Annotated in this window: 24 protein-coding genes and 2 tRNA genes; 6 read left to right on the forward strand and 20 right to left on the reverse strand. The window is 65.7% G+C overall.

Annotated features, from left to right (window positions below; translation table 11 throughout):
• Positions 1-126: 126 nt before the first annotated feature.
• The 7 genes from ASG48_RS15670 to ASG48_RS15700 form a co-directional block, all read right to left on the reverse strand.
• Positions 127-360, reverse strand: coding sequence for a hypothetical protein (locus tag ASG48_RS15670; RefSeq protein ID WP_156381643.1), 234 nt, complete (start codon positions 358-360; stop codon positions 127-129).
• 44 nt (positions 361-404) lie between these two features.
• Positions 405-833: a hypothetical protein gene (locus ASG48_RS15675; protein WP_244486922.1), complete on the reverse strand. Its 429-nt coding sequence runs from the start codon at positions 831-833 to the stop codon at positions 405-407.
• Between the two features lie 43 nt (positions 834-876).
• A complete protein-coding gene (locus ASG48_RS15680; RefSeq protein WP_156381644.1) occupies positions 877-1329 on the reverse strand; it encodes a hypothetical protein in 453 nt (150 codons plus the stop codon).
• 28 nt (positions 1330-1357) lie between these two features.
• Positions 1358-3358 (reverse strand): hypothetical protein, encoded by a 2001-nt coding sequence (locus ASG48_RS15685; RefSeq protein ID WP_156381645.1) that lies wholly within the window; start codon positions 3356-3358, stop codon positions 1358-1360.
• The gene (locus ASG48_RS18395; RefSeq protein WP_156381646.1) at positions 3355-5265 is read right to left on the reverse strand and encodes a hypothetical protein; all 1911 of its coding nucleotides are present in this window, start codon (positions 5263-5265) and stop codon (positions 3355-3357) included. Before ASG48_RS18395 ends, ASG48_RS15685 begins: the two co-directional genes overlap by 4 nt.
• Entirely contained in the window at positions 5262-6560 is a 1299-nt protein-coding gene (locus ASG48_RS18025; RefSeq protein WP_082529530.1) for a tyrosine-type recombinase/integrase, read from the reverse strand. Before ASG48_RS18025 ends, ASG48_RS18395 begins: the two co-directional genes overlap by 4 nt.
• A 179-nt stretch (positions 6561-6739) precedes the next feature.
• Positions 6740-6824, reverse strand: a tRNA-Tyr gene (locus tag ASG48_RS15700).
• Between the two features lie 288 nt (positions 6825-7112).
• Between ASG48_RS15700 and ASG48_RS15705 the strand changes: the two genes are divergently transcribed.
• Positions 7113-7973 carry an RNA methyltransferase gene (locus ASG48_RS15705; RefSeq protein ID WP_055851977.1) on the forward strand — a complete coding sequence of 287 codons (861 nt, stop codon included), beginning with the start codon at positions 7113-7115 and terminating at the stop codon, positions 7971-7973.
• Between the two features lie 25 nt (positions 7974-7998).
• Here ASG48_RS15705 and ASG48_RS15710 read toward each other — a convergent pair.
• Positions 7999-8073 (reverse strand) — tRNA-Thr (locus ASG48_RS15710).
• 136 nt (positions 8074-8209) lie between these two features.
• On the opposite strand from ASG48_RS15710, the gene ASG48_RS15715 reads away from it, so the two are divergent.
• Positions 8210-8983, forward strand: a complete 774-nt coding sequence (locus ASG48_RS15715) for an NAD kinase (RefSeq protein ID WP_055851980.1) — start codon at positions 8210-8212, stop codon at positions 8981-8983.
• Between the two features lie 7 nt (positions 8984-8990).
• Here the strand turns inward: ASG48_RS15715 and ASG48_RS15720 are convergent, their stop codons facing one another.
• The 3 genes from ASG48_RS15720 to ASG48_RS15730 all read right to left on the reverse strand — a co-directional run bounded on the left by ASG48_RS15720 (position 8991) and on the right by ASG48_RS15730 (position 11471).
• Positions 8991-10130 (reverse strand): DUF2336 domain-containing protein, encoded by a 1140-nt coding sequence (locus ASG48_RS15720; RefSeq protein WP_055851984.1) that lies wholly within the window; start codon positions 10128-10130, stop codon positions 8991-8993.
• 138 nt (positions 10131-10268) lie between these two features.
• Positions 10269-10889 carry a flavin reductase family protein gene (locus ASG48_RS15725; protein WP_055851987.1) on the reverse strand — a complete coding sequence of 207 codons (621 nt, stop codon included), beginning with the start codon at positions 10887-10889 and terminating at the stop codon, positions 10269-10271.
• A gap of 3 nt (positions 10890-10892) precedes the next feature.
• Complete coding sequence (locus tag ASG48_RS15730; RefSeq protein ID WP_082529531.1) at positions 10893-11471, reverse strand: nitroreductase; 579 nt, start codon at positions 11469-11471, stop codon at positions 10893-10895.
• 215 nt (positions 11472-11686) lie between these two features.
• On the opposite strand from ASG48_RS15730, the gene ASG48_RS15735 reads away from it, so the two are divergent.
• Complete coding sequence (locus ASG48_RS15735) at positions 11687-12841, forward strand: hypothetical protein (RefSeq protein WP_244486923.1); 1155 nt, start codon at positions 11687-11689, stop codon at positions 12839-12841.
• 73 nt (positions 12842-12914) lie between these two features.
• Here ASG48_RS15735 and thrS read toward each other — a convergent pair whose 3' ends face one another.
• The 4 genes from thrS to ASG48_RS15755 all read right to left on the reverse strand — a co-directional run bounded on the left by thrS (position 12915) and on the right by ASG48_RS15755 (position 16152).
• The gene (gene thrS, locus ASG48_RS15740; RefSeq protein ID WP_055851990.1) at positions 12915-14882 is read right to left on the reverse strand and encodes a threonine--tRNA ligase; all 1968 of its coding nucleotides are present in this window, start codon (positions 14880-14882) and stop codon (positions 12915-12917) included.
• Between the two features lie 188 nt (positions 14883-15070).
• Positions 15071-15256 carry a DUF1508 domain-containing protein gene (locus ASG48_RS15745; RefSeq protein WP_055851994.1) on the reverse strand — a complete coding sequence of 62 codons (186 nt, stop codon included), beginning with the start codon at positions 15254-15256 and terminating at the stop codon, positions 15071-15073.
• Positions 15257-15354: 98 nt separating this feature from the next.
• On the reverse strand, positions 15355-15666 hold the full coding sequence (yidD, locus tag ASG48_RS15750; RefSeq protein ID WP_055851997.1) for a membrane protein insertion efficiency factor YidD: 312 nt from the start codon (positions 15664-15666) through the stop codon (positions 15355-15357).
• Between the two features lie 39 nt (positions 15667-15705).
• Positions 15706-16152: an iron-sulfur cluster assembly scaffold protein gene (locus ASG48_RS15755; RefSeq protein ID WP_055852000.1), complete on the reverse strand. Its 447-nt coding sequence runs from the start codon at positions 16150-16152 to the stop codon at positions 15706-15708.
• 262 nt (positions 16153-16414) lie between these two features.
• Between ASG48_RS15755 and folE the strand changes: the two genes are divergently transcribed.
• The 3 genes from folE to ASG48_RS15770 all read left to right on the forward strand — a co-directional run bounded on the left by folE (position 16415) and on the right by ASG48_RS15770 (position 18509).
• A complete protein-coding gene (gene folE / locus ASG48_RS15760; protein WP_055852003.1) occupies positions 16415-17029 on the forward strand; it encodes a GTP cyclohydrolase I FolE in 615 nt (204 codons plus the stop codon).
• A gap of 1 nt (position 17030) precedes the next feature.
• Positions 17031-17420 carry a phosphoribosyl-AMP cyclohydrolase gene (gene hisI, locus ASG48_RS15765; protein ID WP_055852006.1) on the forward strand — a complete coding sequence of 130 codons (390 nt, stop codon included), beginning with the start codon at positions 17031-17033 and terminating at the stop codon, positions 17418-17420.
• 96 nt (positions 17421-17516) lie between these two features.
• Positions 17517-18509, forward strand: coding sequence for a patatin-like phospholipase family protein (locus ASG48_RS15770; RefSeq protein WP_055852009.1), 993 nt, complete (start codon positions 17517-17519; stop codon positions 18507-18509).
• 11 nt (positions 18510-18520) lie between these two features.
• On the opposite strand, the gene dnaE is transcribed toward ASG48_RS15770, so the two are convergent.
• From dnaE to ASG48_RS15795, 5 genes are all read right to left on the reverse strand, one after another.
• Positions 18521-21976 carry a DNA polymerase III subunit alpha gene (dnaE, locus tag ASG48_RS15775; protein WP_156381652.1) on the reverse strand — a complete coding sequence of 1152 codons (3456 nt, stop codon included), beginning with the start codon at positions 21974-21976 and terminating at the stop codon, positions 18521-18523.
• A 572-nt stretch (positions 21977-22548) separates the two neighbouring features.
• Complete coding sequence (locus tag ASG48_RS15780; protein WP_055852016.1) at positions 22549-23238, reverse strand: ABC transporter ATP-binding protein; 690 nt, start codon at positions 23236-23238, stop codon at positions 22549-22551.
• Positions 23238-24464 carry a lipoprotein-releasing ABC transporter permease subunit gene (locus tag ASG48_RS15785; RefSeq protein ID WP_156381653.1) on the reverse strand — a complete coding sequence of 409 codons (1227 nt, stop codon included), beginning with the start codon at positions 24462-24464 and terminating at the stop codon, positions 23238-23240. Before ASG48_RS15785 ends, ASG48_RS15780 begins: the two co-directional genes overlap by 1 nt.
• Before the next feature lie 74 nt (positions 24465-24538).
• Complete coding sequence (gene proS / locus ASG48_RS15790; RefSeq protein ID WP_055852023.1) at positions 24539-25861, reverse strand: proline--tRNA ligase; 1323 nt, start codon at positions 25859-25861, stop codon at positions 24539-24541.
• A 423-nt stretch (positions 25862-26284) separates the two neighbouring features.
• Positions 26285-26551 (reverse strand): DUF1467 family protein, encoded by a 267-nt coding sequence (locus tag ASG48_RS15795; RefSeq protein ID WP_055852027.1) that lies wholly within the window; start codon positions 26549-26551, stop codon positions 26285-26287.
• Positions 26552-26591 lie beyond the last annotated feature (40 nt).

Consider the following 26591-nt stretch of genomic DNA (forward strand, 5'->3'; position numbering starts at 1 on the left):
CTTCAAGAACAGCTCAGCCAAAATCGAACGACCAACCCGGGAGAAAACTCGGAACTTGACCAAGGCCTGACCAGCCCAACATCGTCAAAGCCGGGTCAGTTCTTGATGGAAATCCTGGGTCAGCTCTCAGTGGAAATCAACACTGCGGGAAAGGAACGCCGTCGCCAGCTTCCCGCTCGGCACCCGCCTGACGGCGCTGCGGGCGGCAAGCTGCGGCCCCCACGCTGTTTCGGTCAGGTCGCCCTCGAAGTCCCAGGTCTCCCCGACGTCCGGCAGCACGGGTGCGACGTTCGTTGACACCTTCACGCGGACGGTCGCACCGTCCCCGCGCGGACCTTGCTCTTGCCCGTCGAGGATCACGCCCCATCCCCTGCGGCTCACGATGCTCTCGACCAGGATGGACCTCAACGGATGGCCGCCGTGCGGACGACCATGCCAGTCTCCTCCAGCAAGCGGAGTTGCTCGCGCAGAGCGGCGATCTCCCGCCGCTGCCTTTCGATGACCGCCTCCCTTTCTGCGAGGAGGCGGGCGAGGTCACCGCGCTCCTTTTGAACGCGTGCGATGCGATCCGCGATCTCGACGTCTTCGGTCTCGGCTTGGTTGCGAGACTTGATGCCACGTAGTCCTTGAGCCTCGGCGATGGAATTGACGAGCCCGGTGAGTTCGGCATGGTTATAAAAATGCTGCTCGCGATGGCGCTTGAGCCCGAGGGCGAGCGTGAGGGCCCGGACGTTGACTTTCCCGTCGTCGGTTGACGGCAGTGTCGGGACCCGTGCGCCAAGCGGCATTGCCGTCCACGCAGCATGGCATCGCTCTAGGTACGGCTCCAGCACTGTGCGGATCTCTGGGACGACGGAAGGTTGGGGCACCTTGGATCTACCCCCTACGCCGAACCGGCGAAGGCAAGTTGACGACGTTGCGCTTCGCCCCCTTACGAAGCTGATCGATCTCGCGTTCCAGCTCGATGACCCGGTAAGTCATCCCCGCAAGCTTCGCGGCGAGCAACTCGACCTGGGCTGCCGTGGATGCCGCCCTCGCCTTTCGTGTCGCAGACCTATCCATCTTGGGACCCGCGCTGGTCTTCCCGGCCGCCTTTCCTGCCGCGGCTTTACCGACCTGTCCTCGCCCGGTCTTCCTCTTGAGGGTGTCTATGAAGGTATCCAGCTCACCCCGCAGCCCGTCGTGGTAGGGTGCCTTCAGGGTCGACCGGGAGATGCCGCCGGCGAGCTTGTAGACTTCGGTCTTAGTGATCTCGAAGTCGTAGGCATAGATGCCCGTAGCCGGATCCAGCCTGCGGTCGTCGAGGACCCTTTCACCGTAGAGCTTCATCGCTCTCCTGATCGCGATCCGGGTTTCCTCAGCCGTTGGCATCCTTACGACCCGTCAGTTGCCGGAACACAGCATTCTCCTCGAACTCAACCTCCAACTCGGGAAAGTCGGCGGCTCGTTGGATCACCACGTCAGAGTAATACCTCCACTTCGGCCCGTCGACGGCAGCGCCAACGAGATTCGACAGGGCATCGGCGACGTTGACGCGGGCTTGTCCGATGAACTCGTCGTCGACGACGTGCCATCGGCAGGTTGAGTCGCACCGGGCGATATTGGGCAACTCGTCCTTTCGGCAGCATTTCCCAGCCTCACCCCGCTGTATCAGGCAATGGACCAAACCCGGCAGTATCTGCTTCGGTACGAGGCCACCCGCATCAACGGTTGCGAGTTCTACGATCTGTTCGGTCGATACCCGCTCCTGTGCCTTGGAACCCTGCGGAACCATGATCTGGATCTGCTTGACCACGTTCGCGATCCCAGCACGGAGCTGGTCCGCTCCTCCGCCCCGTTGATTGTCGCGCCGCTCGACCAGTCGAGCCGCGACTGACGCTTGCTCTTCGACCGCGATCTGCCGCAGCTCTTCCACCAGCGTTCTGTCCGCAAGAATGTAGATGAGGGTCATCGCCAGGGTTTGATGACCGAACAACCTGCGCAGAACAAAAGGACCGCCGTTCAGCGCCACGACGATCAACCGCGCCGTCGTTTTTCTGAATCGATGATGATGACATGAGGTTCCGCCGAGGTGATGCTCGAAACCGTGTCGCTGGGCGAAGGTCTTCAGGACCTTGTCGATCTGCCGAAGGGGTTCACCGCCGCCCCAAGCATACCTATGGTTTCGCCATAGGTGCGCGAAGCCCGCGCCTTCCGTCAATTCTATGTAGCGCGCCTGACGCTCAACGTACGATGCGATCTCCGGCGATATGGGCCAATCCCGCGGGGTGCCGCCAGTCGACTGCTCGAACTTGAAGGCGTTGCCGTCGAGAAAATACTCCGCCCCCTCTCCGTCGCCTCGCTTGAGAAGAACCGTCCGTGGCAGCGCCTGGATCTCCGACCAGCGAAACCCAAGCAACAGAGAGAGGATGAACAAGAGCGCGAGCTGGCAGAGGGCCCCCACGCTCCGGAGACTTCGCGGATTGCGCACCTCCATGCCCGTGGGCCAGTCGTAACGCGCTGCAATCCGCCCCACTGCTGCCGACCGCTCTGACGCATCGACGGTATCAAGTTCCCTCATACACGCATCAAGCGTCGGAGCCAGTTCCTTGAGAACCTGCAAGCAGAAGCCACCTGCGGCAGCAACGAAGTCGTCGGGAAGAGGCGCGTACGTGATCGGTTCAGCAGCTCCATCTTCAACCTCTTCGCGGATATTTTCGGTGTCGAGCCCACCATGCCGGAAGTCGTCCTCCGGCTCATCGATGTCGGCTTGCCTGTCGTAGTATCCTATAGAGACTGGCGGCTCGAACATGGAAAAGGTGTCGGGTGCCAAGCCCTTCCACCATCGGAGAAGGTCGTAGACCGCGGGCAGTACCCTGCGGGTCGATTTGTCTATTAGGTTGACAGCTTCCAGCAGGTCCACTGCGTCAAGAGACGTCAGGGGCTTCCGATTGCGCAGCGCGACGAGGGCAAACGCTTCATAGATCCTGACTCGCGTTCGGAACGAGCTCAGACCGAGGGGCCGTCGAGACTTAACGATCTCGAGGTACATCGCCCGCTTCACGGCCAGCTTCGCGGCGGAGATGGCGGCAGTGTCCACTCCATCGCACTTCAGTCGGAACTTAACGTGGAAGAGGCTGCGCGGACGCGCCTCGAGTTGTCGAAACCACGACCGAGGGAACTCCCAGACGTCGTCTCCGACTTTGATGACTTCGCCTGTGTAAGCCCGCGGAAACAACGCCACGTCGACGAAGAGTTCGTCGTCAGCGAAGTGGGGCTCGCCGGGCATGGGGAACGCCGTGGAAAGCAATCCGTGTCCGGCGTGCCAGCCGTTCACCTCGATCTGTTCCCATGCGCGATGCGGGGTCAACGCGTTCAAGCTGTCCGCCTCACGCGTTGCCTGGAGATGAACATCGCAGTGGTGATGATCGGAGGGATGTCGGTCGCAGCGAGTTCGGCTGCCGAGACGTGTTTGGAATGGAACTTGGACACGATGTGCTTGTAAATTTCGAGCATGATAGGGAAGTCGCTTGTCTCCCACATTGCCAGCGGCAGCTCTTCCCGTAGCCCCTGCAAATCGCGGATGATCCGGCAGAGCGGAACGAGACTCTCCAAACTCGCGAACCAGTTATAACAGGTCCAGCACCCTTGGGCGCGGCAGGGTCGTCCACCCGGGTTTCCTGGGTCCGCGTTTGGGGCTGGCTGCGTCGGCTTTGTACAATGCAAGCCTGTCACCGCTGTCTCGATCGGTCCTTTCCGATACGCTCGGGGTGCGAACATGCCCTTCTCGAGATCGCGGAATACGACCGACTGCAAATCAACGAGTTTTTTCCTGTCCTCGATCAGCGTCGTTCGCTTCGCGAGATAATGTAGTAAGGCAGTGAGTGTAGAATGACCCAGCGCCGACGCTGTCAGGATGTGATTAAAGCCGGAGCGACGGTATACAAACAGTCCCCAGATATCGCGCCCCTGCGACACCCTATATTTCATTGGCTCACCAAAGCGGTTCTTCACACCGTTACGAAGGAAGAACCCGTCAAGTGCTGCATGCAATGACGTAAATGTTGAAGATCTGGGGAGATAATTGAAAATGCCGTTGTCGCTGCCTAGGCCAATCCAGACCAAAGAAGCTAAATCCGCGAGCTCTTGATTATTCTCGTCGGCCGAAAGCTCGCTTAATCTATGACGTAGCGGCTGCTGTATCTCTACGACCTGTTTAATTATCTGGTACGCGTCTGTCCATTTTCGAGTTGAGGAAGACGCTTTCAAATTCGATTGCCCGTCGCGTTTCGGGCCGAGGATCGTCACTCTCTCTCCTTGATTCATCGGGTCGTCGACGTACCAGCGATCGAGGGTTTGTTGGCTGATCGAATCCGGGTTCATCCCGGTCTTCATGCTGACCAGCGCGAAGGCGATCGCGAGCTCCTGTTGTCGGAGAAAGAGGCAAGATGAGTGAGCCGTGAGGCCGTTTCGATCAGATCCAAGCTCCGTAATGAGCAGCTCCATCGGAAGCTGGTGCTTCATGCCGTCTCGATACTTCCGCGTGCCTGATGGATCTCGGCTCAGTCGAGGGAACGGCAGGATATTGGCGATTAGCCAAAGACGATTTTTAACATCTCCCCAGTTTTCCCTACCAGCATTCTGCGCATGACCACTCCCAACGGCTGGGTTCCTACCGCCCTCGGCAAGCTTGCGGGCCATGGCGATCCGCGCAACAATTTTCCTCCAAGCTTTCGCAAGTATTGCTAAAGCCTTCTTCGCATCATTAAAATCAAATTCCGCCTGATCATACGCAGTGGAAGGCAGAAACTTGAAGTATACGTATATATCAAGATGCTGTTTATCAGTTTCGCCGTTTCTGACCGAGAGATCGAACGCAGCTTTGAAAACGGAACAAGCCATTTGGTTAGCTTGGTATTTTGTCGTGCGATTGAGCCTTTCTTCAGGAATGTTTCTAAGCCAATCGATGAAATGCCGCCAGATGCTTTCGAGCATGGACCAGTCGACATCGTCAATTCGAAGAATTTGATCTCCCGGCAGTACCGCTGCCATCTCTTCGAAATGGTCGAGAAACTCCCAGAAATATTTTAGTTTATTGACAGCATTGCGTGCCGTACTCTTTGTGCCGTCCTCGTAGAGGACCTGTAAAGCGTTCAAAAGTCTCTGCGTGAGAACGGGCCGTCCGCGAAATCGTCCTCCTTCCACCAGCGATGTAAGTGGTAAGGTCCAACTAGCGGCCTTACGAGTTACCCGGCTGACACAACGACCGCTGATTGTGAGGGTCATTCAATCAACTCGTCCAACTCGTCGCTGTACGCAATGGGGAGAGCAGACCCCAAAAGATAGATGACGGCTCCGAGATAGCCGAAGGTCGTGTCGAGACTGGCGTGCCCGAGGTTCTCTTTCAACCTGATGATGTCCTGGGACAACACTCCCTGTGCGTTCGCGGTATCAAACTCCTCAAGCGGAATGCCGAGAAACGCCGACCTTCTTCTCCAAGACCTCAACAGGGTGTGCGCCGCATAATGGTGACGGAGAATGTGGGGCGTTACCCCGACAATGCCTGCGCCCTCGCGGATGCGAGCGAACTCCTTCTGCACGTAGCGGGGCCACAAGGGTCCAACGCCATTGCCTGTCTCGCCGATAATGAGGACGTCGGGATCCGGTTCGTTCTTTCGCAGGGTCAGCGTCCGGTCGTACCTTTTGTAGCGGTCCACTTCGAGAACGATCGGCTCTTCGATGCTGACGCTTCGCCACTTGCGGCCTTTTCCGCGTACCCTGATGAAGCGGTGCTTTGCATCAGAGCGGAACTGCTCTGGTGTAGGGAATGAGGCAAGGGTCAGCGACAACGCCTCGGCGATCCGCAAGCCCGTGTCGTACATGATATGAGCCGCGAGCCGGACACCAGCGGTCTCGAACTCGGCAAGACCACGCTTGATGTCCTCTTCAGAGTACCATACTCGCAACTCTTTTGGGTTTGTCCGACGGAAAAGAGCTGGCTTCGGTCGTGCGGATGTCTTGGTGCGGCCTACTCCCTTCCCCCCGCCCCTTCTGCCATTCTCCGGGCTCTGACCACGCCTGTACTTGAGGGCCAAATTGGCTCTCCATCCCCGTTCCACCGCGTAGCGAAGGAAGTCGATGACGGAGGTAAGGTACTGGTTCACGGAGCTCGGTTCGAGCGGATCGACCTCACCACCTTGTTTGTATGGGCCGCTCCGAGAAAAAACCCCCTCCTCGAGCGCCTCGGCATAAACTCGAAGTTCCTGATCGTTGACGTCACGCCAGTCGACGCTTTCGAATCGGCACCATCGCCGAAAGACGTTGAGCTGGTAGGCGCGGTCCATGAGGAAACTTAGTTTGTCGCCTGTCACGGTGCGACCGCTGAGCTCCAGCACTCGCCCTTCGACGCGAGTGTAGGCGGACCAGTCGCCGTTCCTGCGCGACAGGAAGTATTCAAACAGGTGCCGATCAGGCTGGCCTTCTTCGTCGATGATGATTGGTACGCCTAGAAACGCTCTAGGGACCCCCTCGGCGACCGCAGCCTCTCCAACCCTGAACACCGTCTTAAAGCGAACACCCATGATTCGAAGCGCGCGTCACCATCGATAGGTGACGCTAGCCGCCCGAATCAGTTCGAGCAATCCAGGCAGGAGGCAAATCACGCCTCAACCGCGCTTGAACATCCTGTGTACGCCGGCGCATTAAGGCTGCTGCTCTACCATTGAGCTATACCCGCATGCCAGGACCCAAGATCGGCGAGTGGTGGAGGGAGTTGGATTTGAACCAACGTAGGCTAAGCCAACGGATTTACAGTCCGTCCCCTTTAACCACTCGGGCATCCCTCCGTACTCACCGCACGGGTCCGGCAGGCGAACCCGCGCGTCGGAAGCTGCGGCCCTGAGACCGCCTGCTTCGGTGGCGGGTTATGCTGACGGATGGGGCCGGTGTCAACGGCGATTTTGGCCGCTTCGATTGAGGTCGCCCATCCCCTCGGGTAAGAGCGGTCCAGCGCGGGAAACGGCGCGGCCCGCGCAGGCCTGCCGGCTCCGCGACGCGGCCGGGGCCGCCGCCCGGACGGGAGCGTCCGGGTCCCGCCGAAATCCAGCCTTCTCTCGAGAGGATGCGAGACTGCCATGACCGACGGTTCCTCCTCCAAGACGCCCAAGGACAGCCACTACGCCCGGCTGCGCCGGGCCCACCGCGATTCGAAACGGCCCGAGGGCGAGGCGCCGCCGCGCACCGCCGCGCGGCCGGCGCTGCCCGGAAAACCCGGGCCGGAGGGGCGCGTGCGGCTCTACGGGCTGCACACGGTGAGCGCGGCCCTCGCCAATCCGAAGCGCAAGCTCCATCGCCTTCTCGTCTCGCGCAACGCGCTTGCGCGGCTGGAGATGGCCGAGGAGGCGATCCCCTGCCCGTTCGAGATCGTGGAGCCGCGCGTCCTCGACGCGGAACTCGGAACCGACGCCGTGCATCAGGGCGTGATGCTGGAAGCCGGCCCGCTCCCGGCCAAGCGCCTGACGGCGCTCGGCGAAACGCGCCTCGTCCTCGTGCTCGACCAGGTCACCGATCCGCACAATGTCGGGGCGATCCTGCGCTCGGCCACGGCCTTTTCGGCAGGTGCCGTCGTCACGACCGGGCGTCATTCGCCGCAGGAATCGGGCGTCCTGGCGAAGGCGGCCTCCGGCACGCTAGAAGAGGTGCCCTATATTCAGGTGACCAATCTCGCCGTCGCGCTGGAGGAACTCGCCAGCGAGGGGTTCCAGACGATCGGCCTCGATTCGGACGGGCCGCAGCCTTTCGAGGCCGTCCTTTCGGGGGAAAAGGTCGCGATCGTGCTGGGCGCCGAAGGCAAGGGCCTGCGCCAGAAGACGCGCCAGACGGTGTCGGATCTTGCACGGCTCGACATGCCCGGCGCGATCCGCTCCCTCAACGTGTCGAACGCCGCCGCCGTCGCACTCTACGCGACGGACCGCTTTCTCAAGCGCAACGGCTGAGGCGAATCATCGGGTCGCGGACGCATGGTGCCGGATGAGGGGATTGAACCCCCGACCTTCGGTTTACAAAACCGCTGCTCTACCGCTGAGCTAATCCGGCGCCGGCTGGAACGTCTAGTGGACGATTTCCGTCCTCGCAATAGGTGATGTCGGATGCCGCGCCGGACCTTCCGCAAGCGTCGGCACAGCCTCCAGCGAGGACGGCCCGCCGTGATCCCCAGACCGTGACGGACACGATGCAGAACAACGCCTCCTCGATCGCCTTCCTGGCGAGCGACGCGCCGCTCGCCCAGGCGGCGGCCGCGATCCTCACCGACATCTACGGCAACCAGGACCCCGACAAGGCGGCCGTCGTCGTGGCGCTCGGGGGCGACGGGCACATGCTGCAGGTCATGCACCGCTACATGGGCACGGGAAAGCCGATCTACGGGATGAACCGCGGCACGATCGGTTTCCTCATGAACGAGTTCCGCGAGATCGACCTCCACGAGCGCATCGCGGCCGCCGTCGTCAACGAGATCCGGCCCCTGACCATGTCGGCGATCGACGAGGAGGGCGTGGAGCATTCCTCGCTCGCCATCAACGAAGTGTCGATCTTCCGCCAGTCCTATCAGGCCGCGCGGCTGCGCATCTCGATCAACGGGAAGGAGCGGCTGGCCGAGCTCGTCTGCGACGGGGTGATGGTGGCGACGCCGACGGGCTCGACGGCCTACAATCTCTCCGCCCAGGGACCGATCATCCCGATCGACGCGCCGCTCCTGGCGCTGACGCCGGTGAGCCCCTTCCGCCCGCGGCGCTGGCGCGGCGCCCTTCTCTCCAACCACCAGAGCGTCGAGATCGAAGTGCTGGAGCCGCGCAAGCGGCCGGTGAACGCGGTCGCCGATGCGACGGAGGTGAAGTCGGTGCGCCGCATCGCCATCCGCGAGGCGTCCAACCTCACCTGCCGCATCCTCTTCGACCCCGATCATTCCTGGGACGAGCGGATCCTCGCGGAACAGTTCCGCTACTGACCGTCGCTCAGGCGGCGAGCCGGCGCACGCGGTCGCGTGCGGCCTCCACCACCGCCTCGCCGGCAAGCTGGTGCACGCGCTGCAGGAGGTCTGCGAACCCGTCCGAATCCTGCGACCGTGCGAAGCTGGCGGCGAGCCGTTCCATGACGAGCGGCGCGACGTCCTCGGGCGCGGCGTGCGGCGTGCGGGCGAGAACCTCGCGCCAGGTCACGACGGCCTGCCGCAGCAGCGGGGCGACCTCGACGGGAATGCCGCTGGCCGAGACGAGGGCGCGGAAGGCCGTCGCGCGCCCGTCCACGACGATGGCGCGCACGCGCCGCGGCGCATAGCCCGAGAGCTCGACGAGACTGTCGACGAAGAGATCGATGTGGCCGCCGGCCACGGCCCGCAGCAGGAAGGCGAGGTTGAGGCGACCGGCGCGGCGCAGATAGGCGAGGAACTCGGCGCGCCCGGCCGGGGGAACCGCGTCCGCGACGATCGCCGTCGCCTTCTCGCCGGCTTCCTGCAGAACCCGTTCCGTCCGCCGGGCGCCGAGGACGGCGGTGACGAAGCTCTCGTCGGACAGGCTCCGGGCGATGGCGCCGACGAGCTGATGGCGCAAGGCCGGCGGGCAGTCTCGGCGGCGCGCCAGCGCGTCGCGGATCGCGGCGCAGTGCATGTGGCGCTCGCCGATGAGCGCGAGGCCGGAGGCGAGGATGGCGGCCGTCTCGTTGCGCAGAAGCTTCAGGCAGGCCGCCTCGCCCGCGCGTTCGGCGAGAACGGCCGAGACACGGGCCGGCAGGCCGCGCCTGGAGGCGACGGCGATCTCGATCGCCTCGCGGCCGCTGGACGCCAGCGTCACGAGATCGGCGGGAACGAGGACCGGCGAGCGCGCCACGACCGGCACGGCGACGCGATCGACGTCGCCGGCAAGCGTCAGCACGAGGCCGCGCGGCACGTCGGAAACGCCGGCGATGCTTTGCGCGAGTTCGATGCGCACGGCGGGCGAGATATCCTCGGCCAGCGCCATCAGCGAGAGTTCGGCGAGCTCGGGATCGTCGTCCGGATAGCGCCCCTGCGCGAAGCCGACGCTGAGAATGCGCGCCGCACCGGCGCGCTCCGTGCTCCTGGACTGCCCCAGCCAGTCGACAAACCGTTGGACGATCATCGCGTGTCGAAACTCCTGCCGCCCCTCACGGCGATGGAGCCACTCTTGCAGGCAATGGTTTACGTTTGGTTCACCATGTTCGTCAGCATTTGTGGGAGGCGACAATTCGCCGTCGCCTCCAGTTCGCGGCAAGCCTTCTCAGGCGTCGGACGCGTCCGCCCGGCGCGGTCGCGGCAGCTGGAACACGTCCTTCACCACGGCGTAGTCCATGTAGCCAAGGCGCGAGAGCGGGGCGGCGAGCGCCATGTCGATGCGTCCGTCCCGCACGATCGACTGGTCGATATGGATCCCGACGACCTGGCCGATGATGGTGACGTTCTCCGATTCCAGCCCGTCGAGCCCCAGCGGACGGAACCATTGCGTGACCTTGCATTCCAGGGCGGCCGGGCTCTCCTTCACGCGCGGGGCGGCGACGAGGCGGCAGTCGACCGGCGTCAGACCGGCGATCTCGAACTCGCTGGTGCCGCGCTCGGCATTGGCGGAAGAGCGGTTCATCTGCCGCGTCAGCGCCTCCGTCGCGAGATTGGCGACGAACTCGCCGCTCTCGATCGCGAAGGTCGCCGAGTCCTTCATGCCGACCGAGGAGAACATGACCAGCTTGGGCCGGTCGCCGATCGCGTTGAAGAAGCTGTAGGGCGCCAGGTTCACCGCGCCCTCGCTCGAACGCGTGGAGATCCAGCCGATCGGGCGCGGCGAGACGAGCGCCTTGAACGGATCGTGGGAAAGGCCGTGGCGGTTGGTGTCGGTCGTGTAGAACATCGCTCAGGCTCCCGGCGCCGTGGCCTCGGTGACGATGCGCGACAGGTCCGGCCGCGGGCGCTCGGACGGCGGCTCGCCGGGCGTGCCGATATGCACGAAGCCGGCGACCTTCTCCTGCGGCGAGATGCCCAGGATCGCCTTCGCCTCCTCGTCATAGGCCACCCATTCGGTGACCCAGTTCGCCGCGAAACCGTGCGCGTGCGCGGCGTTGACGAGATTCATCGTGGCCGCCCCCGCCGAGAGGACCTGTTCCCAGACCGGGATCTTCACATGCTCGGCCGCCGTGGAGACGACGCCGACGACGAGCGGGGCGCGGGTGAAGCGCTCGCGCTCGACGCGAAGCCGCGTCTCGCTCGCCGCAGGGTCGCGGGCGGCTACGAGCGCCGCCAGCGCCTCGCCGATCGCCGCCGCCGCCGCGCCGCGATAGAGGACGAAGCGCCAGGGGGCGAGCTTGCCGTGATCGGGCACGCGGGCGGCGACGGTCAGGATGGCGTCGAGGATGGGGCCCTGCGGCGCCGGCTCGCGCAGCATCGGGATCGGGATCGAACGGCGCGTGGCGAGGAGGGTGGCGGCGTCACTCAAGGATTGTGCTCCGGGCTGGGTGGAATCCGGCGAAAGACTTCGTGGCTCCGTCCCTATCGCCCTCCGGCGCGAAGGACAAATCCGCCGCGCGATGGGAGTTGCGGGCGTGCTGTCCGCAGGGCTCGGAGCAATTGCATCGAATGCCTTGAAATGGCCGGCGAACGGGTTCACTCCTTCGGCCAAGGGTGGAGCCGTCGTGCCGGGGGATCATCGCAGTGCATCGTGGCCGCGCCGTCGTCACGGCTTTCTTCGTCGTCCAAGGGGTCAGCGGACTTCCGGCGCTCGCGCAGGATGGTGCCGGCGCCGTGCCGGGCGGCGGGTCCAGCATCGAGCGCGGGCTGCGCGGCCTTTTCGGCGGGGAGCCCGAGAAACCCGGCTCCTACGTCTCGCCCTCCGCCGCCGACCTCGTGCCGGATGCGGCGTCGGTCGGCGCCGCGCCGAACCGGGCGCTGGAGCGATTCGATCCGATCGCCCTGCCGACCAGCCTCTCGCCCGGCGCCTCGCCCAAGCTCGATCTGCCCGACCTCAAGCCCTTCGGCCCGCAGCCCAAGCCCCATCCCGAACCGGCGCGGGCCAGCGAGAGCCTCTCCTTGAGCGCGCGTCTCACGCAGGACGGGCCGGAAATCCCGAACGGTCTCGTCTGGCGCCTCTTCGCCGCCGCCCCGGATGCCAGCGGCAAGCTGCCGCTGATCGCGACTTCGGCGGAGGCCAACCCGAATTTCGCCGTGCCGCGCGGCAGCTACCTCCTGCACGTCCTGTTCGGGCGGGCGGGCATGACCAAGCGCATCGAGTTCGCGGGCCTTCGCACGCGCGAAACGGTGGTGATGGACGCCGGCGGCCTGAAGCTGAGCGCCGTCGCCCCCAACGACGCGGCGCTCGCGCAGGAGAAGGTCTTCTTCGACGTCTATACCGATGCCGACCAGGAGAACGACCGCCAGCTCGTGGCGAGCCACGTGCCCGCAAACCGCGTGGTGCGGCTCAATGCCGGCAACTACCACGTCGTCTCGAGCTACGGCGCGATCAACGCCGTGGTGCGCGCCGACATCCGCGTGGAGGCCGGCAAGCTGACGGAGGCGACGCTCCAGCACCACGCCGCGCAGCTCACGCTGAAGCTCGTGCGCGAAAAGGGCGGCGAGGCGATCGCCGACACCGCCTGGTCGATCACCACCGCCTCCGGCGACCCGGTGCGCGAGAGCGTCGGCGCCTTCTCCTCCCTGGTTCTGGCGGAGGGCGACTATCTCGTGCTCGCGCGCAACCGCGGAAAGCTCTATCAGCGCAGCTTCTCGGTGGAAGCGGGCCGGGACGAGGATGTGGAGGTGCTGACCTCCGATCTCGCGGCGCCCGAGAACGGCGAAGGCTCCGGCGACTGAACGGGTCGAAACGCGAAAGGGGCGCGCCGCGGCCGGCACGCCCCTTTCCGTGTCCGATCGGCGTCGAAAGCGCCTATTGCGCGGCGACGGACGCTTCGCGCGCGCGGCGAAGGTCCGGCGGCACGGCCTCCTCGCCGAGCGCGGCGATGGTCTCGACGAGGGTCCCCGAGGACTGGTCGCGCGAGCCCAGGCGCCGCATGTTGACCGTCCTCTCCTCCGCCTCGCGCTTGCCGCAGACGAGGATGACCGGCACCTTGGCGACCGAGTGTTCGCGGACCTTGTAGTTGATCTTCTCGTTGCGAAGATCGGTCTCGACGCGCAGGCCCGCCTTCTTCAGCTCCGCCGCGACCTCGCGGGCATAGTCGTCCGCCTCCGAGGTGATGGTCGCCACCACAATCTGCAGCGGCGCGAACCAGAGCGGCATGTGGCCGGCATAGTTCTCGATGAGAATGCCGAGGAAGCGCTCCATCGAGCCGCAGATGGCGCGATGGACCATGACCGGCTGGCGCTTCTCCGAATCCTTGTCGATGTAGAAGGCGCCGAACCGCTCCGGCAGGTTGAAGTCGACCTGCGTCGTGCCGCACTGCCAGTCGCGGCCGATCGCGTCGCGCAGCACGTATTCGAACTTCGGCCCGTAGAACGCGCCCTCGCCCGGATTGATCGCCGTCTTCACCCGGCCGTTCGAGTTGCGCGCGATATCCTCCAGGACGCCGGTCATGATCGCCTCGGCATGATCCCAGTTGGCATCCGAACCGACCCGCTTCTCGGGCCGCGTCGAAAGCTTCACCGTGATCTCGCCGAAGCCGAAATCGGAATAGGTCGAGAGGATGAGGTCGTTGATGCGCAGGCACTCGGCGGCCAGCTGATCCTCCGTGCAGAAGACATGCGCGTCGTCCTGCGTGAAGCCGCGCACGCGCATCAGCCCGTGCAGCGCACCGGACGGTTCGTAGCGATGCACGTTGCCGAATTCCGCATAGCGAATGGGCAGATCGCGGTAGCTCTTCAGACCATGCTTGAAGATCTGCACATGGCCCGGGCAGTTCATCGGCTTGATCGCGAAGACGCGCTCGTCCTCGGTCTCGGTGACGAACATATTCTCCTTGTACCAGCCCCAGTGACCGGAGGTCTCCCACAGCGCCTTGTCGAGGATCTGCGGGGCGTTGACCTCGTCGTAACCCTGCGTGTCCAGACGCCGGCGCATGTAGGAGACGAGCGTCTGGAACATCTTCCAGCCATGGGCATGCCAGAAGACGACGCCCGGCCCCTCCTCCTGGAAATGGAAGAGATCCATCTCGCGGCCGAGCCGGCGATGGTCGCGCTTCTCGGCCTCTTCCAGCATGTGGAGATAGGCGTCGAGCTGCTCCTTCGTCGCCCAGGCCGTGCCGTAGATGCGCGTGAGCATCGGATTGTTCGAATCGCCGCGCCAGTAGGCGCCGGCGACCTTCATCAGCTTGAACGCCTCGCCGATCTGCCCGGTGGAGGCCATATGCGGGCCGCGGCACAGGTCGAACCAGTCGCCCTGCGCGTAGATCTTCAGGTCCTGCCCGGCGGGGATCGCGTCGACCAGCTCCACCTTGTAGGCCTCGCCCTTGGCCGCGAAGACCTCGCGCGCCTTCTCGCGCGACCAGACCTCCTTGGTGAAGGGCGCGTTGCGGCGGATGATCTCGGCCATCTTCTTCTCGATGACCGGCAGGTCGTCGGGCGTGAAGGGCGTGTCGCGGGCGAAGTCGTAGTAGAAGCCGTTCTCGATCACCGGACCGATGGTCACCTGCGTGCCCGGCCACAGTTCCTGCACGGCCTGCGCCATCACATGCGCCGCGTCGTGCCGGATGAGCTCGAGCGCCCGGCCGTCGTCGCGCGTCACGATCTCGAGCGCGCCCGAGCGGCCGACCGGGTCGGACAGATCGCGCACCTCGCCGTCGAGGGCGTAGGCGACCGACTTCTTGGCAAGGGATTTCGAGATGCCCGCGGCGATCTCGGCCCCGGTCACCGTCGGCTCGAACTGGCGGACGGACCCGTCGGGGAAGGAGAGGTCGATCATGCGTGTTCCTTTCCGCTCACTCCCGCCAACCACGCGGGGAAGCCCTTCGATCGATCGGCGCCGAAGGCAGGCGCCGGGCGCGACTTCTATCAGCCGGGACGATTGGGGCAAGCGGGAAGGACCGGCGCGCCGGCTGGACAGGCAGGGATCGTCGGACTTGCCGGAACCGGCGCGCGGCCGGGCGACGGTCAGACCGTGGCGTCCACGTCCTCGACCGGCGCTTCTCCCACATGCTTGCGGATCGATTCGATCGCGCGATGAGCCCCGGCCTTCGAGGCGTAGCCCTCCGTGGAGAAGATCACTTCGCTATTGTACTTGAAGCGGACGCGGAACTCGCCCTTCCTGTCCTTGTAGACCTCGAACTTGTGCGCCACGGAAGACCCCCGCCCTTTTAGAATTGCTGACGGGACGATCGTTCACCCGGGCGCGGATTCTGTCAAACGTCTTCGGCAGGACGGCCGGCCCACAGGATTCACCGCCGGTCTCGTCGGAGCGTCTCGGGCACGGGGTCGAGGCCGGGCTTTCCGAACGGTCCGCAGCGCAGCACCCGTCGGCCAGTGAGCCAGGCACCGCGCGGGAGACCATGCCGGGCAACGGCCTCGTAGGCATATTCCGAACAGGTCGGCACGTGCCGGCAGTGGCCGCCGACGAAGGGCGAGAAGACGATCTGGTACAGGCGCACCGCGCCGATCCCGAGGAGCCGGCCCGGCGTGCGCCGCCATGCCCCGCGATAGTTGCGGCCGAGCGTCCGGTCCGGGCCGTCGGCCTTCGGTGTCTCGCGCATTCCGGACGACGGTTCCATGAGATGCGACGCCCCCAGCGCTCAGGCGGCTTTCGTCGCGGCCTGCGCGTCGATCTTGTCGAGCGCCTCGACCACGGCGTCGAAGGTCAGCATGGTGGAGGCGTGGCGGGCCTTGTAGTCGCGCACCGGCTCCAGGAACTTCGCATCGGCGAAGCGGCCTTCGGGCGGAGCGCCGTTCTCCTTCAGCATCCGCCGCATCGTCTCGCGGGCCTCGCGCAGGTCCTGCGGCGTCGCGCCGATGATGTTGCGCGCCATGATCGAGGACGAGGCCTGGCCGAGCGCGCAGGCCTTCACGTCATGCGCGAAATCGCTGACGACGCCGTCCTCGAGCTTCACGTCCACCGTCACGGTGGAGCCGCACAGTTTCGAATGGGCCGTCGCGCTGGCCTGCGCATCTGCCAGGCGGCCGATGCGGGGAATGTTGCCGGCAAATTCGAGGATGCGGGCGTTATAGACGTCGTCGATCACGGGTTCGGCCCTCAAGGCTGGTAATTTGCCGCCGACCTGTCAAAGCTCAGGTCCACCGGTTATATAAGCATGCGAATGCCGGGGCCAACGGGCACCGGCCGACCCAAGTCCGCGCACCCGTGGCGCAGTTGTGAGCGTACGAGGCCGCGCGATGGCGACAGACGGTTCGGGCAGCGATCCGCGCAAGACCGCCCCCCGGGCGCCCGATGCGAATTCGCAGTGGATCGCGGCCCGCATCCCGGTCGGCACGAGAAGAGGCAGCATGGACGCCGTCGTCAAGAAGTTCCCCGATCTCTCCCCGACTGGACGGCCGAGCCGCCAGGAGGCCGAGGCCGCCGTCGAGACGCTGCTGCGCTGGATCGGCGAGGATCCGGCCCGCGAAGGCCTGCGCGAGACGCCTGCGCGCGTCGTCAAGGCCTACGAGGAACTCTTCGGCGGCTATCGCGACGACGCCACGAAGGCGCTCGGGCGCACGTTCGAGGAAGTCTCGGGCTACGACGACACCGTGCTCGTGCGCGACATCGACTTCCACTCGCATTGCGAACATCACATGGTCCCGGTCGTCGGCAAGGCGCATGTCGCCTACAAGCCGGACGGGCGTGTTCTCGGCCTCTCCAAGATCGCCCGCGTCGTCGACATTTTCGGGCGCCGCCTGCAGACGCAGGAATCGATGACCGCGCAGATCGCCGACGCGATCGTCGAGGCGCTCGCGCCAAAGGGCGTCGCCGTCCTGCTCGAGGCCGAGCATATGTGCATGTCCATGCGTGGCATCCGCACCAAGGGCTCGCGCACGATCACGACCTCCTTCAACGGCGTCTTCCGCGACGACAAGGACGAGCGCGACCGCTTCCTCATGCTCGTCGGCCAGCGCGGCTGACATGGCGGGCGATCCGTTCGATCGCGAGGAAGGCACGTGCCTCGCGCCCCGTTTCGACGCCGCCGGTCTCGTCACCGCCGTCGTCACCGACGCCGAAAGCGGCGCCCTCCTCATGGTCGCGCACATGAACGAGGAGGCGCTGCGCCTCACCGTGGAGACGGGGATCGCGCATTACTGGTCGCGCTCGCGCGGCACGCTCTGGAAGAAGGGCGAGACCTCCGGCGCCCTGCAGACCGTCTCGGACCTTCTCGTCGACTGCGATCAGGACGCGATCTGGCTGAAAGTGGTGCCCCAGAAGCGTGCCGACACTTGCCATACCGGCCGCAGCACCTGCTTCTACCGGCGCATCGACCGGGAGAGCGGCGCGCTCGAGCCCGTCGCCGACGCCTGACGGGACGCGCCTTCCCCTGCCGTTAATCCGTTGCTCAAACCTCCCCGCTATCCTGCCAGACCTGTGGGCGATCAGGGTCAGCCGGGAGGTCGCAGCATGCTCGATCGTGTATTCGGACGCTCCGACGATGTGCCGCCGGTTCCAACGCTCGGCGCCGGAAAACCCCCGGCGACGGTCACGACCAGGGCGCCCAGACCGCCGAAGCACGGCGTGGCGCTGGCGCTGGGCGGCGGCGCCGCGCGGGGCTGGGCGCATATCGGCGTGCTGCGCGCTCTCGACGAGGCGAAGATCCCGATCTCTATGATCGCCGGCACCTCCATCGGCGCGTTGGTCGGCGGCTGCTATCTCGCTGGCAAGCTCGACGAACTGGAGAGTTTCGCGCGTTCCCTCACCCGCCGCGGCATGATGCGCTTCCTCGACCTTCGCTTCGGCGGCGGCGGCCTCATCGGCGGCATGCGGCTCTCGAAGCGCCTCGCCGACTCGCTCGGGACGATCGACATCGAGGATCTGACTCGCCCGCTCGTCTGCGTGGCCTGCGAGGCGCGGCACGGGCACGAGGTCTGGCTGGACTCCGGCTCGCTCATCCTCGCCATGCGCGCCTCCTACGCGTTGCCCGGCGTCTTCGAGCCCGTGGTCTGCGGCGAGCGCCGCCTTCTCGACGGGGCGCTCGTGAACCCGGTGCCCGTCAATGTCTGCCGCGTCTTCGAGGAACCCTTCGTCGTCGCCGTGAACCTCCACTACGATCTCTTCGGCCGCGCCGCCGTGATGCGCCTTCGCGCCGAGGGCGACACCAGCCGGCTTCGCCCGGCAGAGCCCGTGATGCAACCGGACGGTTCGAAGACGCCGATCACGCGCAGCGAGAAGCTCTCGATCTCGCGCTCGATGGTCGACGCGTTCAACATCATCCAGGACCGCATCTCGCGGGCGCGCCTTGCCGGCGACCCGCCGGACCTCGCCCTGCAGCCGCGTGTGCGCGACATCGGCCTGTCGGAGTTCTTCCGTGCCGCCGAGGCCATCGATCTCGGCTACGAGGCGACGATGACGCGCATCAAGGAGATCGAGCGCATGATGGTCAGCCTCTCCGCCTGACGGCGGGCCGCTCAGACCAGCTCGACGTCGAGGACGCCGATGGCCGATTTCACGGCGCTCGCCATCTGCGGCGACACGCGGTAGCGGCCGGGCAGCGTGATCTCGACCTCGCGGTCTCCGCCCTCGCGCACCAGCACGAACGAGACCTCGCTGTCGCCCTGGTCGCGCAGCTGCGCGCGCACCGCCTTCAGCGGCGCGGCATCCTTCATGAAGATGCGCAGCGCCTGCTGCATGCGCACCGCCTCGTCCTCCAGCGACTGGACCGTGGAGACGCGCAGCGAGATGCCCTCCGGCCGCTCCTCGGCCGCGACCGAGAGAATGACCGAGGCGCCGGGCTCCAGCATGTCGCGGAAGGCGAAGAGCACTTCGGAGAAAAGCACCACTTCGTACTGGCCGCTGGAATCGGACAGCTGCACGATGCCGATCTTGCCGCCGCTGCGCGTCTTGCGCTCCTGGCGCGCGGTCACCGTGCCGGCGAGCTTGCCGGCGCTCGCGCCGCGCTTCACGCCCGCCACGACATCGGCATAGGTCTGCACGCGCAGGCGCTTCAGCGTGGCGCGATACTCGTCGAGCGGATGGGCCGAAAGGTAGAAGCCGATCGCCTGGAACTCCTTCAGGAGCTTCTCCGACGAGGTCCAGAGCTGGGCGGGGGTCAGGCGCAGCGGCTCGGGGCCGCTCGAGGCCGAGCCGAACATATCGGACTGGCCGATCGTGCGCCCTTCGTGCGCCCGCAGGGCGTAGCCGGCCATGCGTTCGAGATTGGCGGTGAGGACGGCGCGGTCGTGCCCGAAACAGTCCAGCGCGCCGGCGGCGATCAGGAATTCGAGCGTGCGCTTGTTCACGATCTTGGGATCGATGCGCATGCAGAAATCCTCGAGCGAGGCGAAGGGCCGGTCGCCCCGCCGCTCGACGATGTGCTCCACCGCATGCTCGCCGACGCCCTTGATGGCCGCCAGCGAATAGTAGATCCGGTTCTCGCCGACCTCGAAGGCCTTGAACGAGGTTTGCACCGAAGGCGGCACGACCTCGATTTTCAGGCGCAGCGCGTCGGAGCGGAAGTCGTTGAGCTTGTCGGTGTTGCCGGCGTCCAGCGTCATGGAGGCGGCCAGGAACTCGACCGGGTGGTTCGCCTTCAGATAGGCCGTCTGGTAGGAGACGAGCGCGTAGGCGGCGGCGTGGCTCTTGTTGAAGCCGTAATCCGCGAATTTCGCCAGAAGGTCGAAGATCATGTTGGCCTGCGCCTTGGGCAGGCCGTTCTTCACCGCGCCCTCGACGAAGCGCACGCGCTGCACGTCCATCTCGGCGCGGATCTTCTTGCCCATGGCGCGGCGCAGGAGATCGGCCTCGCCGAGCGAATAGCCCGACAGGACCTGCGCGATCTGCATCACCTGCTCCTGATAGATGATGACGCCCTGCGTCTCCTTCAGGATGCTCTCGATCATCGGATGCAGGAAGTCGGCCTCCTCCTCTCCGTGCTTGCGGGCGTTGTAGGTCGGGATGTTCTCCATCGGGCCGGGACGGTAGAGCGCGACGAGGGCGATGATGTCCTCGAACCGGTCGGGCCGCATGCCGATCAGCGCCTTGCGCATGCCCGCCGATTCCACCTGGAACACGCCGACGGTCTCGCCGCGCGTCAGCATCTGGTAGCTCTTCTCGTCGTCGAGCGGCAAAGCCGAGAGGTCGATCGTCACGCCCTTGCGCGCGATGAGCTCGACAGCCGTCTGCAGCGTCGTCAGCGTCTTGAGGCCGAGGAAGTCGAACTTCACGAGCCCCGCCGGCTCGACCCATTTCATGTTGTACTGCGTGACCGGCATGTCGGAGCGCGGGTCGCGATACATGGGAACGAGCTGCGACAGCGGCCGGTCGCCGATCACGATGCCGGCGGCGTGCGTGGAGGCGTGGCGATAGAGGCCCTCGAGCTTCAGCGAGATGGAGATCAGGCGGTCGACCACCTCCTCCTTCTCGCGCGCCTCCTTCAGCCGCGGCTCCTCCTCCAAGGCCTGCGCGAGCGTGACGGGATTGGCGGGATTCTGCGGCACGAGCTTGCAGAGCTTGTCGACCTGCCCGTAGCTCATCTCCAGGACGCGGCCGACATCGCGCAGCACGGCGCGCGCCTGCAGCGTTCCGAAGGTGATGATCTGGCCGACCTGGCTGCGCCCGTATTTCTCCTGAACGTAGCGGATCACCTCCTCGCGCCGGTCCTGGCAGAAGTCGATGTCGAAATCCGGCATCGAGACGCGCTCGGGGTTGAGGAAGCGCTCGAAGAGAAGCGAGAACCGAAGCGGATCGAGATCCGTGATCGTCAGCGCCCAGGCGACGAGCGAGCCCGCGCCCGAGCCGCGGCCCGGCCCGACCGGGATGCCCTTGGCCTTCGCCCACTTGATGAAGTCCGAGACGATCAGGAAATAGCCGGGGAACTTCATGCGCTCGATGATCGAGAGCTCGAAATCCAGCCGCTCGCGATAAGTCTCCTCGGAAACGCCCGGCGACAGGCCGTGAAAGGCGAGCCGCTTGTCGAGCCCCTCCACCGCCTGCCGGCGCAGCTCCGCCGCCTCCGCCAGCATCGCCGTCTCCGCATCGGCGCCGACGCCGGCAAAGCGCGGCAGGATGGGGGCGCGGGTGCGTGGGCGATAGGAACAGCGCCGGGCGATCTCGATCGAGTTGGCGAGCGCCTCGGGCAGATCGGCGAAGAGCGCGGCCATCTCGGCCTGCGACTTCAGGTGATGGTCCGGGCTCAGCCGCCGCCGATCCTCGTGGCTGACGAGCCGGTTGCTGGCGACCGCCATCAGGGCGTCGTGCGCCTCGAAATCGTCCTTGGAGCGGAAGAAGGACTCGTTCGTCGCCACGATCGGCAACTCGTTGGCATAGGCGAGTTCGAGCGAATGGGCCTCGATGCGCCGGTCATAGGCGCCCTGGCGCTGGAGCTCCACATAGAGGCGATCCCCGAAGGCCGCCTTCAGCCGCGCCAGCCGCTCCTCGGCCAGCGGACGGCGCCCTGCGCCGAGTGCGGCGCCGAGCGGCCCGCCCGGCCCGCCGGTGAGGACGATGATACCCGCCGCGCGCTCCTCCAGCCAGGCGAAGGGCACGTGCGGACGCACGGCCGCTTCGTGCCCGAGATAGGCGAGCGAGACGACCGAGACGAGATTGGCGAAGCCCTCCTCGCTCGCCGCGACGAGGACGAGCGGAGCGATCGGCGACAGCGACCGCTCGCCGCGGCCCGGCCGGGTCTCGGCGACGGAGTCGCCGAAATCGACGTCCAGCTGACAGCCGATGATGGGCTGGATGCCGGCCTTGGCCGCCTTCTCCGAGAATTCGAGCGCGCCGAAGAGATTGCCGGTGTCGCAGACGCCGATCGCCGGCGCGCCGTCCGCGACGGCATGGGAGACGATGGCATCAAGGCGCAGCGCGCCTTCGAGCAGCGAATAGGCGCTGTGAACGCGCAGATGGATGAAGTCGAGCCCGTCCATCACCGTCTCCTTCGCGGCATCGCCGGCCTTGCGCTGTCCGAGCGCCGGGCTCCTGCGAGCCATCGTGCCGGCCCGCCAGGCGACGCATGGCCCTTGGATTACGAGCTCTCCCGGCTCAGGAAAAGCCGCCGTCCCGCATCCTCAACAGGTTCTGCGGCCGGTCTCGATCAAAGCGCCGCGAGAACGAGGCTGAAGGCCAGAAGAAACAGGCCGATCGAGGCCAGCGATGCGATGTCCTTGACGATATCGGTCATGTCCGTCCCCTCTTCGCTTCATGTTCCTTCTTTGTTCCCTTTTGCTCGCTCCCTGTCAAGCGTGTTCCATGAATGTTCTGGCCGGGTGGAGACGCGCCCAGCGCCCAAGGCTGCTGGAAGAGCGAAACTTGCGCATGCGTCGCCTGGATACCGCACGCCGATCCGCGAGCGCATCGCCGGACCGGTCCTTTCTCGGGTGTGGGACGGACCCGGACCGGACCGACGCCAGAACCCGTCCGGAGCAGGTCCGGCGGCGCAACAGGGGCAAACCGCCGGCACCGCAGGGCGCGTCGGCGGGAATCCTTCCCTACCGCCCCGTCAGAGGACGAGCGGCACGATCCGACCGTTCTCGAGCGTGATCGCCCGATCCATGCGCCCGGCGAGCTCGTGGTTGTGGGTGGCGATCAAGGCGGCGACGCCGGACTGGCGCACGAGGGCGGCCAGGGCCTCGAAGACATAGGCCGAGGTGCCGGGATCGAGATTGCCCGTCGGCTCGTCCGCGAGCAGCACATGCGGGCTGTTGGCGACCGCGCGGGCGATGGCGACGCGCTGCTGCTCGCCGCCGGAGAGTTCGGCAGGCCGGTGCGAGGCGCGTTTGCCGATGCGCATATAGTCGAGGAGTTCGGCGGCGCGCGTCGCCGCTTCGCCCCGCTTCAGGCCGCGGATCATCTGCGGCATCATCACGTTCTCAAGCGCCGAGAACTCGGGCAGGAGGTGATGGAACTGATAGACGAAGCCGATGGCCTTGCGGCGCATGGCCGTGCGCTCCTCGTCGCCGAGCGTGCCGCAGGCCTCGCCGGCGATGCGCACCTCGCCCGCATCCGGGCGCTCGAGCAGGCCGGCAATGTGCAGGAGCGTCGACTTGCCGGAGCCCGAGGGCGCGACGAGCGCGACCATCTCGCCGCGATCGATCGAGACCGAGGCGCCGGACAGGATGGTCAAGCGCCCCTCGCCCTGCACGAAATGGCGCTCGACGCCTTCGAGGGCGAGCGCGTGATTCTGCGTCATCATTCGTACCGGAGCGCTTCAACGGGATCGAGGCGGGAGGCCTGCCAGGAGGGCAGGATCGTCGCGAGGAAGGAAAGGCCGACCGCCATGGCGACGACGAGCGCGACCTCGCCCGCCTCGACCTTCGCGGGAAGCTGGCTGAGGAAGTAGATCTCCGGATCGAAGAGCGACACGCCCGAGAGCCAGGAGAAGAATTGCCGGATTCGCTCGATATTGAGGCAGAAGACGAGGCCGAGGATGAAGCCGGCCAGCGTGCCGGAGAGGCCGATGGAGGCGCCCGTGATGAGGAAGACCCGCATCACCGCCCCCTTCGTCGCGCCCATCGTGCGCAGGATGGCGATGTCGCGCCCCTTGTCCTTCACCAGCATGAAGAGGCCGGAGATGATGTTGAGGGCGGCGACCAGCACGATCAGCGTCAGGATGATGAACATGACGTTGCGCTCCACCTCCAGCGCGGAAAAGAACGACTGGTTCTGCGTCTGCCAGGTGGTGGTGAAGACGGGCCGGGCGGCGGCGGCCTCGATGGCCGGCTGCAGCGCGGCCACGTCGTCGGGATTGTCCACGAAGACCTCGATGCCCTGCACGCGGTCGTCCTGGTTGAAATAGAGCTGCGACTCCGAGAGCGGCATGTAGACATAGGCCGCGTCGTATTCGGACAGGCCGATCTCGAAGATCGCGACGACCGGATAGGCCTTCACCCGCGGCGTCGTGCCGAGCGGGGTGACGTCGCCCTCGGGCGCGATCAGGGTGATCTGGTCGCCGAGGGAGAGGCCGAGCGATTCCGCCAGACGGCTGCCGATGGCGACGCCGCCCGACGTGTCGAACCCTTCGAGCGTGCCCTGCTTCACGTTGGACGAGACGGGCTCGAGATCCATGAGATCGGCCGCGCGCACGCCCTTGATGAGAGCGCCGGTGCTCGTCGGCGCATTGCCGGAGGCCAGGACCTGCCCCTGCACGGTCGGCATCACGAACTTGACGCCCGCCACCTGGGAGAGACGGTCGGAGACCTCGGCGAAATCCGTCATCGGCTGATCGACCGGCGAGACCACGACATGGCCGTTGACGCCGAGGATGCGGTTGAGGAGCTCGCCGCGGAAGCCGTTCATAACGGACATGACGATGATGAGCGCGGCGACGCCGAGCATGATGCCGATGAAGGAGAATCCGGCGATGACCGAGACGCCCGCGTCGCGGCGGCGCGAGCGCAGGTAGCGCCCGGCGATCATCCATTCGAAGCGCGAGAAGGGGCGCGTGCGCAGGCCCTCCCCGCCGAGCGGCGCACCGATGGCGGCGGTGCCGCTCACGCCTTGAGCCTCTCGACCAGGGCGGCGAGCGGCACGGTCTGGCGCTCGCCCGTGGCGCGGTCCTTCACCTCCGCCTCGCCGGCCTTGACGCCGCGCGGGCCGACGATGACCTGCGTCGGCAGGCCGATCAGGTCCATCGTGGCGAACTTGGCGCCGGCGCGCGTGTCCTCGTCGTCGTAGAGGACGTCGAACCCGGCGGCCTGGAGCTTGGCGTAGAGATCGTCGCAGGCCTTGTCGCATTCCGCGTCGCCCGGCTTCATGTTGATGAGGCCGATGTCGAAGGGAGCGATGGACTTCGGCCAGACGATGCCGTTCTCGTCGTGGAAGGCCTCGATGATCGCCGCGATCAGCCGGCTCGGGCCGATGCCGTAGGAGCCCATGTGCACCGGCACGTCCTTGCCGTCCGGGCCGGTCACGACGGCGTTCATCGCCGCCGAATACTTGGTGCCGAAATAGAAGATATGGCCGACCTCGATGCCGCGGGCGGCCAGCTGCGCGTCCGCCGGCACCGCGTTCCAGGCCGCCTCGTCGTGCATCTCGTCGGTCGCCGCATAGGGCGTCGTCCAGGCCGAGACGATGTCGGCGAGCACCTGCGCATCGGCGAAGTCGACGCCGCTCGGCGGCACGGGCAGATCGAGGAAATCGCGGTGGCAGTAGACCTGGCTCTCGCCCGTCGAGGCGAGGATGATGAATTCGTGGCTGAGGTCTCCGCCGATCGGCCCGGTATCGGCGCGCATCGGAATGGCCTTCAGCCCGCAGCGCTCGAAGGTGCGCAGATAGGCCACGAACATCCGATTATAGGCGATGCGGGCGCTTTCCTGGTCGATATCGAAGGAATAGGCGTCCTTCATCAGGAACTCGCGCGAGCGCATGACGCCGAAGCGCGGGCGGACCTCGTCGCGGAACTTCCACTGGATATGGTAGAGATTGAGCGGCAGATCCTTGTAGGAGCGCACGGACGACCGGAAGATGTCCGTCACCATCTCCTCGTTGGTCGGGCCGAAGAGAAGATCGCGCTCGTGCCGGTCCTCGATGCGCAGCATCTCCTTGCCGTAATCGTCGTAGCGCCCGCTCTCGCGCCAGAGATCGGCGGACTGGATCGTGGGCATCAGAAGCTCGACGGCGCCCGAGCGGTCCTGCTCCTCGCGCACGATGCGGCAGACCTTGTCGAGCACGCGCTTGCCGAGCGGCAGGAAGGAGTAGATGCCCGCCGCCTGCTGCCGGATCATGCCCGAGCGCAGCATCAGGCGATGCGAGACGATCTCGGCTTCCTTGGGCGTTTCCTTGAGGATGGGCAGGAAGTATCGCGACAGGCGCATCGATGGAATCCGCAATTTCGGGGTCTTCGGCGCGTCCGGCGCGCGAGGGCGTCTTAACCGTTCGCCCGCGCGATGGAAAGCTGGCGCGCCGGGCCCGCCACGCCCTGCCCTCCCGGTGCGTCACGAACATGGCACAGTCGGAAAATATCGCGTGACAAGGCCTGGAAGCGTGAGTAAGTTGCGCCGGCATAAGCAAGGGTGCAGTTCAAGCATCCGGACCATGCGGTCTAGTCTTGGGAGGACGTGATTTCCGGCGCGACTTAGTCGCAGCCCCGGCTCTTAACCGGAGTGAAATCCAGACGCGCGACTAAAAATGCAAGGCGAAAGCCTTGCATTTTTTTTATGCCGCGGTTGGCGTTGCTCAAATTTCGGTCAATACGGGTCAGTGCTGCTTTGCGGCGCCGGCGATCGATCGTCGCGGCCTCACGTGCCCGGGATGAAATGGGGCAGATCGTCCGGCCCGAAACCGTAGACCTGCGTCACGAGGTAGAAGAGCGCGAAGACGATGGTGGAGACCGCGGTCGTCATCCACACCTTGCGCCAGATCTGCGGCTGGGTCGGCGCGGAGGCCGTGGTGCCGAGCACCACTTCGCCATCGTCGGCCTGGCTGCGAAAGCCGATGGGCAGGATGGCGAACAGAACCGTCCACCAGATGATGAAGTAGATGGCGAGAGCCGAGATCCATCCCATGGGTCAGACCTTCCCTTGAGGTTCCTTCATCGCCGCCCCG

Origin of the sequence: Aurantimonas sp. Leaf443, from assembly GCF_001425575.1 — a bacterium.
Lineage (GTDB): Bacteria > Pseudomonadota > Alphaproteobacteria > Rhizobiales > Rhizobiaceae > Leaf443.

Excerpts from the sequence above, each read along its gene's own strand:
- ASG48_RS15680 (WP_156381644.1), bottom strand. The coding sequence starts at position 1,329 with ATGAAGCTCTACGGTGAAAGGGTCCTCGACGACCGCAGGCTGGATCCG.
- ASG48_RS18395 (WP_156381646.1), bottom strand. The coding sequence starts at position 5,265 with ATGACCCTCACAATCAGCGGTCGTTGTGTCAGCCGGGTAACTCGTAAG.
- ASG48_RS18025 (WP_082529530.1), bottom strand. The coding sequence starts at position 6,560 with ATGGGTGTTCGCTTTAAGACGGTGTTCAGGGTTGGAGAGGCTGCGGTC.
- ASG48_RS15705 (WP_055851977.1), top strand. The coding sequence starts at position 7,113 with ATGACCGACGGTTCCTCCTCCAAGACGCCCAAGGACAGCCACTACGCC.
- ASG48_RS15715 (WP_055851980.1), top strand. The coding sequence starts at position 8,210 with ATGCAGAACAACGCCTCCTCGATCGCCTTCCTGGCGAGCGACGCGCCG.
- ASG48_RS15720 (WP_055851984.1), bottom strand. The coding sequence starts at position 10,130 with ATGATCGTCCAACGGTTTGTCGACTGGCTGGGGCAGTCCAGGAGCACG.
- ASG48_RS15725 (WP_055851987.1), bottom strand. The coding sequence starts at position 10,889 with ATGTTCTACACGACCGACACCAACCGCCACGGCCTTTCCCACGATCCG.
- thrS (WP_055851990.1), bottom strand. The coding sequence starts at position 14,882 with ATGATCGACCTCTCCTTCCCCGACGGGTCCGTCCGCCAGTTCGAGCCG.
- yidD (WP_055851997.1), bottom strand. The coding sequence starts at position 15,666 with ATGCGCGAGACACCGAAGGCCGACGGCCCGGACCGGACGCTCGGCCGC.
- folE (WP_055852003.1), top strand. The coding sequence starts at position 16,415 with ATGGACGCCGTCGTCAAGAAGTTCCCCGATCTCTCCCCGACTGGACGG.
- hisI (WP_055852006.1), top strand. The coding sequence starts at position 17,031 with ATGGCGGGCGATCCGTTCGATCGCGAGGAAGGCACGTGCCTCGCGCCC.
- ASG48_RS15770 (WP_055852009.1), top strand. The coding sequence starts at position 17,517 with ATGCTCGATCGTGTATTCGGACGCTCCGACGATGTGCCGCCGGTTCCA.
- dnaE (WP_156381652.1), bottom strand. The coding sequence starts at position 21,976 with ATGGACGGGCTCGACTTCATCCATCTGCGCGTTCACAGCGCCTATTCG.
- ASG48_RS15780 (WP_055852016.1), bottom strand. The coding sequence starts at position 23,238 with ATGACGCAGAATCACGCGCTCGCCCTCGAAGGCGTCGAGCGCCATTTC.
- ASG48_RS15785 (WP_156381653.1), bottom strand. The coding sequence starts at position 24,464 with ATGATCGCCGGGCGCTACCTGCGCTCGCGCCGCCGCGACGCGGGCGTC.
- proS (WP_055852023.1), bottom strand. The coding sequence starts at position 25,861 with ATGCGCCTGTCGCGATACTTCCTGCCCATCCTCAAGGAAACGCCCAAG.
- ASG48_RS15795 (WP_055852027.1), bottom strand. The coding sequence starts at position 26,551 with ATGGGATGGATCTCGGCTCTCGCCATCTACTTCATCATCTGGTGGACG.